Annotated in this window: 11 protein-coding genes and 1 pseudogene; 8 read left to right on the top strand and 4 right to left on the bottom strand. The window is 42.8% G+C overall.

The window, feature by feature from the left end:
• Positions 1 to 158 precede the first annotated feature (158 nt).
• The 3 genes from ABF638_RS32145 to hetZ all read right to left on the bottom strand — a co-directional run bounded on the left by ABF638_RS32145 (position 159) and on the right by hetZ (position 4968).
• Positions 159 to 2462: a transglutaminase TgpA family protein gene (locus ABF638_RS32145; RefSeq protein WP_435026900.1), complete on the bottom strand. Its 2304-nt coding sequence runs from the start codon at positions 2460 to 2462 to the stop codon at positions 159 to 161.
• 330 nt (positions 2463 to 2792) lie between these two features.
• The gene (locus ABF638_RS32140; RefSeq protein WP_435026899.1) at positions 2793 to 3770 is read right to left on the bottom strand and encodes a PatU; all 978 of its coding nucleotides are present in this window, start codon (positions 3768 to 3770) and stop codon (positions 2793 to 2795) included.
• Positions 3763 to 4968 (bottom strand): heterocyst differentiation protein HetZ, encoded by a 1206-nt coding sequence (gene hetZ, locus ABF638_RS32135; RefSeq protein WP_069074249.1) that lies wholly within the window; start codon positions 4966 to 4968, stop codon positions 3763 to 3765. The genes ABF638_RS32140 and hetZ overlap by 8 nt, the downstream gene beginning before the upstream one ends.
• A gap of 204 nt (positions 4969 to 5172) precedes the next feature.
• Here hetZ and ABF638_RS32130 point away from each other — a divergent pair, with 204 nt between their 5' ends.
• The 8 genes and pseudogenes from ABF638_RS32130 to ABF638_RS32095 all read left to right on the top strand — a co-directional run bounded on the left by ABF638_RS32130 (position 5173) and on the right by ABF638_RS32095 (position 14939).
• A complete protein-coding gene (locus ABF638_RS32130; protein WP_435026897.1) occupies positions 5173 to 5646 on the top strand; it encodes a hypothetical protein in 474 nt (157 codons plus the stop codon).
• A 231-nt stretch (positions 5647 to 5877) separates the two neighbouring features.
• Positions 5878 to 6019 (top strand): annotated as a pseudogene (locus ABF638_RS32125) (IS4 family transposase); the annotation flags it as partial.
• Between the two features lie 277 nt (positions 6020 to 6296).
• On the top strand, positions 6297 to 7139 hold the full coding sequence (gene hpsJ-B / locus ABF638_RS32120) for a hormogonium polysaccharide biosynthesis protein HpsJ (RefSeq protein WP_435026896.1): 843 nt from the start codon (positions 6297 to 6299) through the stop codon (positions 7137 to 7139).
• A gap of 83 nt (positions 7140 to 7222) precedes the next feature.
• Positions 7223 to 8131 carry a glycosyltransferase family 2 protein gene (locus ABF638_RS32115; RefSeq protein ID WP_435026895.1) on the top strand — a complete coding sequence of 303 codons (909 nt, stop codon included), beginning with the start codon at positions 7223 to 7225 and terminating at the stop codon, positions 8129 to 8131.
• 533 nt (positions 8132 to 8664) lie between these two features.
• Positions 8665 to 9429: a DUF502 domain-containing protein gene (locus ABF638_RS32110; protein ID WP_435026901.1), complete on the top strand. Its 765-nt coding sequence runs from the start codon at positions 8665 to 8667 to the stop codon at positions 9427 to 9429.
• A gap of 122 nt (positions 9430 to 9551) precedes the next feature.
• Positions 9552 to 10193, top strand: a complete 642-nt coding sequence (gene nusB, locus ABF638_RS32105; protein WP_435026894.1) for a transcription antitermination factor NusB — start codon at positions 9552 to 9554, stop codon at positions 10191 to 10193.
• Positions 10194 to 10445: 252 nt separating this feature from the next.
• Positions 10446 to 12098 (top strand): signal recognition particle-docking protein FtsY, encoded by a 1653-nt coding sequence (gene ftsY / locus ABF638_RS32100; RefSeq protein ID WP_435026893.1) that lies wholly within the window; start codon positions 10446 to 10448, stop codon positions 12096 to 12098.
• A 1449-nt stretch (positions 12099 to 13547) separates the two neighbouring features.
• Positions 13548 to 14939, top strand: a complete 1392-nt coding sequence (locus ABF638_RS32095) for a PP2C family protein-serine/threonine phosphatase (RefSeq protein ID WP_435026892.1) — start codon at positions 13548 to 13550, stop codon at positions 14937 to 14939.
• A 99-nt stretch (positions 14940 to 15038) separates the two neighbouring features.
• Here ABF638_RS32095 and ABF638_RS32090 read toward each other — a convergent pair.
• Positions 15039 to 15256, bottom strand: a 218-nt coding sequence (locus tag ABF638_RS32090) for a hypothetical protein (RefSeq protein WP_435026891.1), incomplete at its 5' end; no start/stop codon positions are given.

Below are 15256 nucleotides of genomic sequence, written 5' to 3'. Positions count from 1 at the left end.
TTCAGTAACTAATTAATCCTTCTCTGGCTTTTCATCACTTTTTCAGCAAGCCCTAGTTAGTTTGAATCTTACTCGTTCTCGCTTGTTGGCTCAAGAAAAATATTAAGGTCGTGTTGAGAGAATAGTTTACTCTATCTACTTTTATACGAAGTCTTTAATTACTTCGCAGTCTTTTTCAAACCTTGCCATTTTTCTCGCAATTGCTTTAAGTTAGGCGTATGACCACCATAACGCCAGCCAACATAGGCTTGGCTAATCTCATCTATTACCTCAGCAGTTGCAGGGGCGTGATGCTGGTATGAGACTCTGGCATACTCTAAAGGTGTTTGTGCTGGATGCTTACCCAAACCTTTTTGGGTTGTCCATTGCAGCATTTGTTGATACAGGCTTTCCATTGCTGGCAATTTCTTTAACCATCGACGATTGCGCCACTGTCGCCACTGACCCCAACCCAGCCAAGCGAAGAAAGCCGTTGTAGTACCCACAATTAAGCCAGTCAATACGCCAAACCAACCTTGAGAAAATAAAGCGATAAACCAAGCGATCGCTCTAATCACCCACCTAAATATTGTCTCAAATACATTATTCAACAAACCTGTCACCGGAGAAGGTAGCCACCCAGCAACCCAATGCCACAATTGGCGCAGAACACTAAAAGTCTGAGTGTCTTCAATAGATGGGGGAATCAGGGGATGATTGGGAATGGGGTCAAAGGCAAACCAACCATATTTAGGAAAATACACTTCCGTCATCGCATAAGCGTCAGTATTACGGACAATATACAGACCTGTAAATGGATTAAACTGTCCAGGACTAAACCCCGCTACTAATCGTGCTGGAATGCCAATGGAGCGCAGCATCACCGTGAGAACTGTCGAAAAGTGGTCTGGATATCCTCCTTTATACTTGAACAAAAAAGCTTCTACCAAGTCTTCTTTTTCACTTAAATAAGGCAGTTCTAAGGGATTTTCCGGTACAGAGTAGTTTTGCTTTAGGTATTGAGCTAAGTAGAGAGCCTTTTCATAGGGTGAATCTAGGCTTTTAGAAGACTTTGCGACTCGTTCCTGATTGTAGTTGGCGAGTATTTCTTCGGTGCGTTGACGGACTTTTTCAGAAATTTCGGGAGGAATTTGCAGATAATGCTTTTTAATCTGTTGCGGATATTTTGTAGAAGCTTGACCTAATAAAGTGCGATCGCGGTATGGTACTTCGGAAATTACAGTGTAGGTAAGACCTTCTGATAATTCCACAGGCGATCGCAATCCGTCTTCTTTATCAACAGCGATCATTGGTGTGGGAAAGTAAATCTCTTTGGGATATGCCATCGTTGGAATTAGATTAGGCAAATCCGCTACCACTGTATAAGTTTGTACTATCTCCTGGGTTTTAGTATTAATCAGAGGTGGGGGAAGAAAAATTTGGTAAGACCAAGGCGATCGCCTAATAGTCGTAACATCTTCATTCCGAGAAACTTCCCATCCCTTACCTGTATAACGGTCAAATCCTAGCACCCGCCAAAAACCCTCAGCTTGCGATCGCACCCGCATCACAACTTTAGGTTTCATCTCGCCACGCAGGTTTTGATTAATTTGGCTATTAAAACCGTAATAAAAGTTATTATCTACTTTTCCTGGTTTACCAGCTTGGTTTTGCCCCGTACCACCACTACCACCGCCTTGACCATTACCATTGCCTTCGCGGACATAACCGGGATTAATGATACTACGTCCTGTGAAATTACCTTTTACTTGAATAGCAGAACTTACAGGAAAATTCCGTAATTGATAGCCAGGAAATCTAGGTAAAACAGCAAAAATAGCCAGTCCCAGACCGACAATTAGCAAAAAATTCAGAATTAAAAATTTAAAATTAAGAGTTGAGGAATTATTCTTATTGAATTTTTCCTTTTGAGTTTTTAATGGTTGCAAACCCAAGCGTGAGCGGTAATCTAATACTAAAGTTGGTAAAGCGATCGCTAAAAACAACAGCAACACAGGTGCAAATGCTAAAGTCTGACTTAGCGTTGCTGCCACACCCAATAAAATCAGTCCTATAACAATTGAATAGCCCAAATTTTTGCGGCGAGGTGTATCAAAGCTATGCAACACCTGGAGTTGAATTAATAACTCTGCCAAACTCAACCGTGTATCATTTAACTCACCCACTAATCGCCCAAAAAAAGCACCCAGTGCTACTAACATTCCGATGGCGATGCAGAACTTAACTGCAACATTGCGATCGCAGCGACGATAATAACTCCAAATCGCGCCTACTACACTTAGGGGTAACGCCCAAAAACTAAATGAAGTCTCAGCGGCGATATCCGTCGCCACAATTCCCAAAATAACCAACGCTAGCACCAGCACCCGCAAGAAAATTGAATCTTCTACTTCTATCAAAGGCGACCCCTGCGGATTTTGCCGCCAGAAATTACCTACAGGGAGACGCCAAAACCGATTCATCCTGGATAAGTTAAACATTTGAGTCTAATGGAAGCAATGATGTAGATGCGACAGACACAATGCGGGGGACTTAATTGGCCACCCTACTACTGTGTCAAAAAAATGATAGATAGGGGGAGATCGGCGAAGCCAGAAGAGACGGTGAGAGAGACGTGGAGACACGGAGAAATGATTAAATTTCTCCGTGTCCTTGTGTCTTTGTAATAACTGCTTCTCGTAGACACCCTAATGACCGCTTGTTGCAAAATAGGATGAGCTTCAAAACTAGGAAAATCCTCTTAATATATGTCGGCGTTGGGCGACGTAGTGTGCTAGCGGTGGTATTTTAAACTAAATCGTGGGATTAATGACGAACAACAATGGCTGTTGGTCTATTTCTGGAAACTCAACTTCTAGGGTATAAGTTGGGTTAAGTTGCTCGCAGCTTAACTCTACACTTAAGTATTCTGAAGTTGAAGATGTTGCCATTGCTAATGTGCCACTTCCCCGCAGCGTTAAAGTTCCTTGAACGGGTAACTCAGCTTGAACAAGTAACTTTGTAAGTTTACCTAGAGACTGGTACTCTACTCTGATGTTCAAAGTACCAACACTGGTTAGCCATTCTCTTTCAACCACTGGACTGGTTGCTGAAAGTGGTAGAGTCAGATTTTCCAGCAGTTGTTTAGCTGCTAGCAACGACAAAGCCATCTGTTGACGCGGTTGTAAATCAGAGTAATCGCTCTGAATAGTGGGCATTGTCTCCAGAGTATTTACAGAGCGATAGGTGCTTCTTAGCACCAATCCAGCTATGTCATTTAGTGCTTGAGACTCATTGGGAAAAAAGTTCTCCACCACTTGAACTAATTTTGCCCCCAACGGCACTGAAGATGTCACCAAAGCCTGACACTGTTCTAGCAATTGCTGGAAAACCCTTTCCGGTAAGCGAGTCGGCAAGTTCAACTTTGACTGTTGTACCATCCATCCCCACGTAGGGACGAGTGTCATTGAAGGCTCATCAACAAAATCAGGATAATCGATTAATTGTGTTTCCCAGGGAAACAACGGTGGGTGGTCTTGGGCTTGGATTTGTAACCGATGCTTAAGGACGGCTTGAAAACGATCTTGCACAGTAGGAATTTCTCCCAATTGAAAGGTCTGGGGTGTTCCTCCCAAATTTGGCTCACTGCTTTTTGAAGCGGTGGCTTCTTTAAGGAGGTTTTTTACCCCGTCATTTTCCTCACATTCTACCGATTGCTCGTTATTTTTGACATCATCTGTCAATAACCAATCGAGACACTGGTGTTGTAAGGATTCTGAGTCACTATTCATGAGTAGATGCACCTGATCCGGACACTAATGAGTTACGAATTTCCCAAGCTTGCTCAAGAATCTTAAACCATCGCTTTTGAAGTTGTGCCATTGACAGCCCTAAAGTTTTTGCTATTTTTTCATCAGCTTGTCCTTGTTGCTTCAACTCTAATAAAGACCGTTGCTTATTGTCCAGCTGTGCTGTGTATACTTGCCATTGCTGGGGAGTTAAGCCCAAATTGGTGTGTAAAGAAGCTTCCAGCCACTCGTGAACTAATTCCCAACGGTGTAACAAGGCAAATCGAATCAAATGATACTTAAAGCGCTGCTGCAAATAATCCCTCTGACGAGGAGTTAAACCCAAAACCGACTCAATTTCCTGTGCTGATAAATCCTGGAGACGGAGGGAAAAGTAATCAGCGCAATCAGATTGTTGTCGTTGTTCGAGATAATTCATTAATTCCGTAACGACAACGGAGCGCAAGGTGTCTTCTTCGGGTTCGGGTTCAGCTTGCGTCGCCATTGTGGAGCGCAATTGATGCACTGCTGGTTCTTCCCAAGAACCGTCACCTTCATTATTGCTACCTTCTGCGGCTTGTTCTATATCTACACTAGTTTCCGGGGGCTGCTGTTGGGAAAAAGTTTGTGCCCGGAGGATAATTAACTGCTGCTGACGGCCTGGTAAAGGAATGCGTCGCTTGCCGTAGCGCTCGGTAAATGCCATATACTCGGACAATTCCAAGAGTGTCTGAGGGCGATAAGTAGCACCAAGTTGATTTTCTCGCCGGAAAGCATTCAACGCTTCCAGATAAAAACTCTGGAGAAAATCTTCAATGATGGTCAGCCGCCCTTGATAGCTCAATTGTCTCTGAGGGGGATTAATGTATCGATAAATAATTGCACTCAGAGTACTGTGTAATTCTACCCTGCCCCGATTTGAACCCAACTGATAGTACCTGAGACATTGTTGCAGCCGATGCCGAGCCAGGGTCATTGCCGAGCTTTCTACAGACCCAGAAGCTTGAATGCGTTTGCTTTCATGACAAATCCGGTAGACTTCGGTAGTAATACGTGTTGCGACATCGTGGCAATTTTTTTCCGAAGCTTTGGTTGACTGCTGAAACTCCTTGGACAGGAGTTGAAAGATCACCTCCACGCCTTTAGAATTGTCTCCCAGAATAGTTGCAGATGGAATAGTTGCGGTTGCGGCTGAATTCATAGTCTCGGTTTTCAAAAGACCCTAAGTATTTAAATACAACCTGTACGACTGTGGGTATTGGCTTTTTGAGTTTTACGTATAAGCTAAACGCAGACCAATCCGACATTGAGGATGTGGCTGATTTTATTATTCCCAACTTTGATGGGATTGTTCACACTTTGATAGATGTTATTGCCATTACCCAGGAGCCGTATACAAGTCATTATGGATTTAGAAGCACAAATTCAATTGCTGATTGACAATGCACCCCGCGATGGTATAACACCAAATCTGATTGCAGCAATTGCTCCTGCCCTTAGAGCGATCGCTCAAAAATTACGCTACTCCCAGTACTATATTCTCCAAAATTCGGAGTCAAGCTGGGTTTTAACTACGTTGAGCAATCGTGCTAATCCAGGATTGGAAAAGCGTGTGATTTACGCTTTCCCTACCATACAGGATGTCTCTCTAATTTCCCCTGCTGGGCTTGACCCTCAAATGCTAGCTAAAATTGTTCCTGTCACCCATATTTTGTTTCAATTGGTGGCATTAGAACCCGTAGATAGTATCGTTTTTTTGGAGACGCCGGGTAAGACCACTCATACCGTGGAAGTTCGGCGTTCTGAACTAGAAAAACTCATGCAACAACAGTTGCGACAACAGCGATCGCCAAAACAGATACCCCCTGATATTGCATAGAAAAAATTTGGATGTGAGATTTTTTAAATACAATCCCACATCCAAATTTTTAAATCTCAAATTCATTAAAAAAAGTTTTCTAAGTTGAGGAGAAAAGATTTTTTTTTCTTTTCCTTACACCATGTTACTGGCTAAACCTTGGTGAAACCTAAAATTGGTTAATAAACAGTTATCAGTGAACATTTTTTGGTTTTAGTTTTCCAGTGAACCAGAGTTCATTTGTGAGATGACCTCGATCCACAAATATTACCTTCCTAAGTCGTGGCTGATTTATATCGACGAAGCTGGAGAATTGAGTCTTGCCTTTTATGTAGTTAAACGTTTATTGGGACTACTTTATTTATGGACTGGTTTTATTAATCGTGTGAAGTTACACGACCGATTGAGAACCGCTATAAGGTAATTCGAGTAATTAATGAGTTTTTTCTTTCAGCACTGTATTCACTCTGTATCTTAAAACACCAGGAATTTTCTGAAGACACTGTACATAACAAATGTTACTGTGGCCTAGTTGAAAACCAAGAGGCAGATAGCCTTTACCAGTATTGAATCTGCTTTGTGTTTCTACACAACAGTCATGGTCATGGGCACAATATTTAAGTAGCTTGAAATATGAAAATCACTCGTATTCACCGCCAGTTTGAAAAACTATGGTTAACCGTTTTACTTCCGTGAGTACTGCCCTCACAGTTAAGGTAGTTGGAATAATCTGCATTTTGTCCTTTTTCGTTGACTTTTTGATTCTATTGTTACCCTTTCAACCGACTGATCGGGTATGGCAAATCAATTTGGCAACAGCGCTAGTTGATCGGGGAATTGTTCCTCTGGTAGGACTGGGGCTTTTGTTTGCAGGGTATTGGTTTGATAGTGCTGATGCCGGAAGCGATCGCCCCCAAGGTGTCGATTTAAGATTGCCCGCTCTGATCATCTCAAGTATTTTAGGGTTGATGTTCTTGCTGATTTTTCCTCTGCACCTCAATAACGTCAATCAAGCTAAGACTCAAACACTCAACCGAATCACCCAAGAAGCAGATCAGGCAGAAACTCAACTGAACACTCGGTTATCGCAATTGCAAGCACAACTGAATACTGAGCAAGGAAAAGCTCAACTAGAGCAACTGCGAAACCAAACCAAAGCTCAGTTTAGTGAAATTCTCAAAGATGAGCAGAGATATAAGCAAGCACTTGAAAGCGCTCAAATTCCCGCAAACATCAAAGAGTTACTGAAGAAGGCTAAAACAGATCCCCAAGTACTTGAGAAAGCTATCGAGCAACAAACAGATATTCAAACGCTGCAAACTCAACAATTGAGCCAAGTTCGTCAGCGCAGAGACGAAGCACTGCAACAAGCTAAAGATACTGCTTGGAAGTCTGGCCTACGGATTGGGATTAGCAGTTTGCTGTTGTCTATTGGTTACATTATCATCGGCTGGACAGGCTTAAGAGGTAGGGGTGCTGTACAAGGTGGTAAACCTAGAGCTACTGCACGCTAATCCTTTCAGGGGTGGGGAGTAAGGAAGAATAACTTCTAACTCCTAACTCCTAACTTTTAACTTTTAACTATAAAACTTGGGTAATGTTCTCAATTTACATACTGACATATAACGAAGAGTTAGATATTGCTGCTTGTATCGAATCGGCGATGCTATCGGATGACATCATTGTTGTAGACTCATGCAGTAGCGATCGCACTGTGGAAATCGCTAGTCGCTATCCTATCCGCGTCGTTCAACACGCTTTTGAAAGCCACGGACGCCAACGCACCTGGATGTTAGAGTCTATCCCCCCAAAGCACCAATGGGTTTACATTCTCGAAGCTGACGAGCGCATGACACCAGAACTGTTTGCAGAATGTGAAAAGGCAAGTCAGAATCCAGACTACATCGGTTACTATGTGGCTGAACGTGTCATGTTTATGAATCGTTGGATTCGCTACAGCACACAGTATCCTCGTTACCAAATGCGACTCTTCCGCCACGGGAAAGTGTGGTTTTCAGACTACGGTCATACTGAGCGGGAAGTTTGTGACGGTGCAACTAGCTTTTTAAAAGAAACATACCCACACTACACTTGTAGCAAAGGCTTGAGCCGCTGGATTGATAAACATAACCGTTATTCCACAGATGAAGCTCAAGAAACATTGTATCAACTAGAACAAGGAAAGGTTAACTGGCAAGATTTATTCTTTGGTAAATCGGAAGTCGAAAAACGCCGCGCCCTAAAAGATTTGTCTTTACGTTTACCCGCTAGACCGTTGCTACGGTTCGTATATATGTATTTTATCTTAGGTGGTTGTTTAGATGGACGCGCCGGAATCGCTTGGTGTACATTGCAGGCATTCTACGAATATCTAATTTTGCTCAAAGTCTGGGAAATGAAGTATCTACCAAAACCTAATTTAGATGCAACAGCAATTCTGGTACAAGAGAGTACGCAACAGGTGCAGTGCGTAGATTCTGAAACTACACAGGCTGATGCGGCATAAAGAGGACTAGAGATTAGAAGGATTCCTAGAAAAATAAACAAACAGCGATCGGGCGAGTATGCGATCGCAAAATCATAATTCACAAGTAGGGGCGCATAGTTAGCTGTGCGCCCCTACCGCCTTTTACATCTAAAAAAATACGACCATTATAAATTAATATTTTTAACAGAACATTTTCATAAAAGCCCCTGCTGCTCAAAGGTGAGTGAATGACCAGATAAAATAATTATTTGGGTTACTCTATAGTACTTTCACAATCATCAGCAGCTTTTGATTGAGCGCGGTAGATTAGTAATATCTCAGGACTTGCAACAATCATTTACAAGTCTTGCAAAGAAAAGTAACATCCTCTGAAAATAACCAGTCGCCATCGTATTGGTTAAGGTCTATGTGTATGCTTATAGGAAAATAGCTGATTTACAGCAACAAGTGCGTATTTTTGCGGCAGCACCAACTTGCTAGCGTTTTGGACAGTTACTTGTGGCAAAAACTGCCTAAAGTTAAAGTCTTCGGAATTTGACAAATCTGCTGGTATGGATGCCAATAACAAAAGTTCCTCTAGCTTAAAACAGGAGAATCGAAGCTTGGTAATCGATCGCCTAAAACAGGACTTAAAAAACGACCTGATTGCTGGTTTGTTGGTAGTAATTCCCCTAGCAACCACTATCTGGCTGACAATTACCATTGCTACTTGGGTAATCAACTTCCTCACCCAAATTCCCAAACAACTAAATCCCTTTGATGGGTTAAATCCACTTTTAGTAAATCTACTGAATTTATTAGTAGGATTAGCTGTACCACTACTGTGTATTCTCCTGATGGGCTTAATGGCTCGAAACATTGCTGGGCGGTGGTTATTAGATTTTGGTGAGCGGTTTTTACAGGCAATTCCCTTAGCTGGGCAGGTATACAAAACTCTCAAACAGCTTTTAGAAACAATACTAAAAGATTCTAATGGCAAGTTTCGCCGGGTAATTTTGATAGAGTATCCCCGCCGAGGAATTTGGGCGATCGCCTTTGTCACTGGTGCAATTAGCAGTGATATCCAAGCTCAGATGCCTCGCCCCGTGCTAAGTGTTTTTATCCCCACCACTCCTAATCCGACTACTGGATGGTACGCAGTCGTTCCTGAAGACGAGGTGGTGAACCTCTCCATGTCCATTGAAGACGCCTTTAAAATAGTTGTATCAGGTGGCATTGTCGCCCCCAATACACCCTTGGTTTTCCCCAAAGAGTCAACCTTGGAGGTGAAACACAACGAAATCAAGCAGCAGGCTATTCCCGTTGAAGAAACTTAAAATCAATCTGGCAAAGTCACAAGCAAATCCGTAATGTTGTTGTTTGACTGTGCCAAAATTGATAGACTTGTAAGTTTGTCCAGCCAAGTTAATCAGTTCTCGCACAATCACTACTTACTTTTATGCAACCTCGTAAACCCCAGCAAATTGCTCGTGAATTGGCGCTTTTAAGCCTTAGCCAATTGCCAGTCAACCCAAAGAAATTAGATAAATTGGAAGACGATCAACTAGTATCCAAGTTGGTGCTAGGAGCAGTACGCACTCTGACTACAGAAGTGCAAGATACCCTTGATAATGCCGCAGGGGAACTCCAACGCAGTAACGATCGCCTTTTAAGTAGCCAAACTCGGGCCTCCGACCTTAATTCTGCCAGAACAATGCTTCAAGAAGCGATCGCCTGCACCCAGACAGCAATTAATCAGTTAGGTACGGCAGTTGAGTTCCCAGTATTGATTCAGTTAGCTAATCAGGACAAGGGAGTTCGGAATTACGCTAAAGAGCTTGTGATGACCGTCCACGAAAATCGACATATTATAGATGAACTCATTTCTGCTGCCTTAGTAGATTGGCAAGTAACTCGCCTAGCCCAAATTGACCGCGACATATTGCAAATCGCCGTTGCAGAAATGAAGTTCTTAGGAGTTCCAGACAGTATCGCCATCAACGAAGCTGTGGAACTAGCCAAACGCTACAGTGGAGATGATGGGCATCGGTTTATTAACGGTGTTTTGCGCCGAGTCACTGAACAGAAAAAAACAGCATAGTACCACTGCGTAATTCGTAATTTCTATACTGCTATGGAGAAAAATTTGTAGCCGCTTCTGCGGCTTCCTCCGAGCGGAATTTCTCCCTTCGAGACACTGCGTGAACGCAGGAAAACTTCTGTTGTAACGATTTTCCGGAAACTGACCCCCAAAGGTGAGGATAACCCGGAAGTTTTCACCCCAAGAAAAAGTGCAAAGTTAAATTAAACTCATAACTTATAACTTATAGCTCATATAACTAATACTGCTGCAATGGTATTTAATTGGTTCCGTCGTCAACATAACGATTCCTCGGATCAGAAACAGGAAAAAACTCCTCCTGTACAAGAACCCCAACCAGAGCCGGCCGAAACGTCAACACCAACTGCTGAAACTGCACCAGACTCGACGGCAGACTTGTTGGCGTTTGCTAAAGCTGCCTACAAGAATATTCAGCAAAAACAACAAGCTGAGGTAGTAGAAACCCCGTCTGATTCAGCAGATACCTCAGCACCATCAGTACAACCTGAAACCCCAGAAACGGCAATTGCAGAAATTACCGAGCCAGAAGCCACTGAAGAACCTGTTAATACAACCGCAGAAACAGCACAGACAGAAGTTATCCTAGCTGCTACTGAGGAAGAAATTACAGAAAATTCCTCAGTCGCGGCAATTGCTGATCAGCCAAATGTTGCCAGCCCAGAAGTAACCCTAAGTGAAGTTGAGTCAACACCCACCGAACCACTGGCGACGCCAGAACCAACACAGCCAACAGCACCATCCTTCTTAGAAAGGGCGGCGGCAGAACGGCAAGCCAAGCTGGAACAACTAATAGCTACCGCCATTGAAGTTCCAGAACCGGAGATAGTACAGCCAGTAGCTACAACCTCAGAAACAGGAGAGGAAATTCCTGGACTGCTATTTGATGATGGGTTTGTCTGGTCGGCGAAAGTTTTAGCAGCTCAAGGTAGAAATCCAGAAGACGTTTCTATTGAAGAAATTACCTGGCTGAAAAAACTCCGGCAAGGGTTAGACAAAACTCGTCGTAGTATTCTTAACCAACTGAAGGCGATCGTCGGTCAAGGGCCTCTTAACCAGGCTGCTGTGACAGAAATTGAGGCATTGCTCCTGCAAGCTGATGTGGGTGTAGAGGCGACAGACTTTATTATCAATGCCCTACAGACAAAACTTCGAGAAGAAGTTACTGCACCTGAAGAAGCGATCGCTTACTTGAAAAAAATTCTGCGGGATATGCTGGATGCACCGAGCAAAACATCCCACAAAACTAGCTTTACCCCAGAAAAAGAAACCTTAAATATTTGGTTAATCACTGGGGTAAATGGTGCCGGCAAAACCACCACCATCGGCAAAATTGCCCATCTAGGACAAAAATCTGGTTATAAATGCTTGATTGGGGCGGCAGATACCTTCCGCGCCGCTGCTGTGGAACAGGTGAAGGTTTGGGGTAGTAGAAGTGGCGTCGATGTAATTGCCAATCCGGGAAAGAATACAGATCCAGCAGCAGTTGTCTTTGATGCGATCGCAGCCGCCCAAGCGCGTCAAACGGAATTACTTCTGGTAGATACAGCGGGGCGACTGCAAAACAAGAAAAATTTAATGGATGAACTCGGCAAAATCCGGCGAATTATCGACAAAAAAGCCCCAAATGCCAAAGTAGAATCTCTTTTGGTTCTAGATGCCACTTTAGGGCAAAATGGACTACGGCAAGCCGAAGTTTTCTCCCAAGCTGCCCAACTGAGTGGTGTTGTCTTAACCAAGCTGGATGGAACTGCTAAAGGCGGCGTTGCCCTTGCAGTGGTGCAGCAGCTAGGTTTACCCATTCGCTTTATTGGTGCTGGCGAAGGAATTGAAGACCTGCGTCCCTTTTCGAGCTATGAGTTTGTCGAAGCTCTCTTGAGTGGCTAATTGAAAAATTTGAAGTTAAAAATTTTTCTTGACAAATTGATAAATTTAGGGATAACTGATCTGGTATTATCACTTGAACTAACTAGAAACAGTTGAAGTCCTAAAACCATAAGTTTTTTACAACAAATGGGTGACTTTTGCTAAAATTTCAAGCTAATGCCCTTTTTCCATGTCCTGAATGGACTTTTTTAATGTAGCAGCATGGGCATTTAGTTGCGACATAAAAAGTCTGTAAACTCCCATCTTGCAGCAATTTAAAGGTCAAGCAAGACGCCCACCCCCACAAATACAAATATTGTGGGATAGACAGCAGCCTGAACGGTGGGCAGCGCGTTGGGAAACCAGCGCGGGTGAGTCTGGCACTGCGGGAGGGTTCTCCTCCCTCGGTGACTGTTACTAGCTATGGCTACTTGTACTCCTACGGAGAAGCAATAGGGCAGGCTGCATCTAGCTTACTCAAGAGTAGAGTTACGAGCCTCATCTGTTTGCCCAACGCCTATCTCTAAAGAAGGACGGTTTCTGAACATTAGAATTTCGGAGAATCGTTCACTGTGGACTCAAAAAGAGAATTGGTGTAAGTAAGCTGGTTCAACACTCTCAGGTGTATTCTCATCTGCTACTTGCGAAAGTATCTACAAATCTTTTTAGTAAATTGAGAGGTTTGAATTCTCATGGTTAAACAAGAACACTCTTTCTGGTTTTTGACTTAAAGTTATTGGAGGAGATTTTTTTAGATTTAGTGTCATCTTTTGTATTCATATCCTACACTTACCAAATGGCTTAACCCTAAAATCAATTGCGGGCTAATGTTTTAAGTCTGTTACCGCTGGCTCAAAAGATTGGGTTATCTCATTTTTATTCCGTTTCAATGCGTTTAAGTTTTGCATCTTCAGCAACTCAAAATTCGCAAAACGAGAAAATCAAAATGGAAAAACTCGATTTTGGCAATTATCCCAGCAATTATGGTATACAAATTAAGTATTTGAAGACTTATTTACATTTTCTCAGGTTTGGGAATGAGTGTAAGTCGGTTTTTTACCAAACCAAGCTTGATTTGAGAACTACTAGAGGTTTTGACTCAGAAGACTTATAGTCTCCTAGTTGCATCTTTCCAAGCAGTCATTCTGAATTATTCTTTGAACAAAGTATTTTTATGACTTTAGAGATATGCTTTGGAAATTAAGTTATGAAAAAATGAAAAGCTTTATGAACTATCACCGAAACTAGTAATTTTTACTGGTTGGGTTTGGACTAAAAATACATGATTTGGAATTGCTAATATTCCATCATAAATACAATAAGCAAATAAAATACTTATAAAATTTGTCTGCTACGTCTTTATACTCTTGCTAAAATGACAAGTCTTGTCTAAATATGGTTTAGCAATGCCAAAGCCAAAAAGTTTATAAGTAATCTAATAATCTGCCAATATAAAGTGCAATAGTACCTGTGCCTGTGTCTCAACTGCCCTCTCAACCCACTGACAGCAATAGTAGTGCCGCGACAGATGTCACACCAGTCGTAGCACTTAAAGAACTCGTGGCAAGGTTGCACCGGGAACAGAACAAAATTCAAGATTTGCTAAGTTCTTTAGGATTTGCCCTGAGAAGTTTCAATAATTTGAATCAGTTTTTGGAACTGATTCCGCTGATGGCAACAAGAGTGACAGATGCAGACGGCAGCGCCCTGTTTCTCTACAAACCTAATGGTCAAGTCAGGTTAGAACAGTTACATTGGCAAGATAGTGGTCAGCGCAAGAATATCCGCAAAGCGCTAGAAATAGCCAGTAGTCAAATCACACTTTTGCCCAATACTGCGCCCCTAGCCAATGCCACAGGGATTTTGGATGACCAGATGCATCGCTATTTGGGGCCAGATGTGCAAATCTTTGGTACGGCGATTCTGGTGAAGCATACAGAACGGGGATGGCTCTATGTCTTGAGCCGCGATCCAGAATATAGTTGGACAGAAACTAGGCAAAAGTTAGTTAGGTTAGTGGCAGACCAAACAGCAGTAGCGATCGAAAACGATGAACTAGCTGTAGAACTAAGAAAAAAAGAACGCCTAGACCAAGAACTAGAAATTGGCGCAGAAATTCAACGGCGGCTTTTGCCACGTCAATGTCCCACAATCCCTGGTGTAGTCCTAGCGGCACGCTGTAAACCTGCCAATCGCGTTGGCGGAGACTACTACGACTTTATTGCTACCAATCACAATAAGATTCAGCCCAAGACCAAAGGCAGCACGGAAAATAGTCGCTGGGGTTTGGTTATTGGAGATGTTATGGGCAAAGGTGTACCCGCTGGGCTGATTATGACGATGATGCGGGGAATGTTACGGGGAGAAGTGTTACATGGTAATTCCCCAGCAGGAATTCTGCAAAACTTAAATAGAGTTATGTATGCGGATTTGGAAAATTCCCACCGCTTTGTAACCCTATTTTATTCAGAATATAATCCCCATAACCGAGTTTTGTCTTATAGCAATGCGGCACACAATCCTCCGTTGTGGTGGCACGCAGCTACAAAAACTGTCAGCCGTTTAGATACTCTCGGTATGCTAATCGGTTTGGATGCTAACAGCCAATATGAGGATGCCCAGGCACAGTTAGAACCTGGAGATACAATTATCTACTATACAGATGGTTTGACTGATGCTGCTGCCGCTGGTGGCGATCGCTTCGATGAAGATAATTTTGTCGCTAGCTTCAATACTGCTTGTAAGTACTGCAATGGGCCACAGGAGATTGTAGATTATCTATTTGACCAAGTTCAGCAATTCATTGGTGCTGATAAGCAAAACACTGATGATATGACACTAGTTGTTCTGCAAATTTTATAAGAGAAAGCTGGAAGCAGAAGGCAGAAGGCAGGAGGCAGGAGGAAAGAATTATGAATGAAATACTTTCCTTCTCTACGATAGGCTGCGCCAAAGACAAGCTCAATAACGACAGTTCTGGGTTATTACCCAGTTTAAAAGGAAGAATTGTTTGAAGCCAAAAGTGCAGCCAGATATAAAGCTTCCATAGCCGAATGGCACTAAGAAAAGCCCAAAAACTTGTGTCGTCTCGTTCCCAGCCTGAAAGCTGGGAATGTATTTAAAAGAGGCTCTGCCTAGGGTGTTGACTCTGTACCCTTTAGCCCGTAAGACTTCATGCA

Source organism: Nostoc sp. CALU 1950, from assembly GCF_051172895.1.
GTDB classification, from domain to species: Bacteria; Cyanobacteriota; Cyanobacteriia; order Cyanobacteriales; family Nostocaceae; genus Nostoc; species Nostoc edaphicum_A.
The sequence above is the reverse complement of the archived record's forward strand: the minus strand, read 5'-3'. Positions and strand labels throughout refer to the sequence as shown.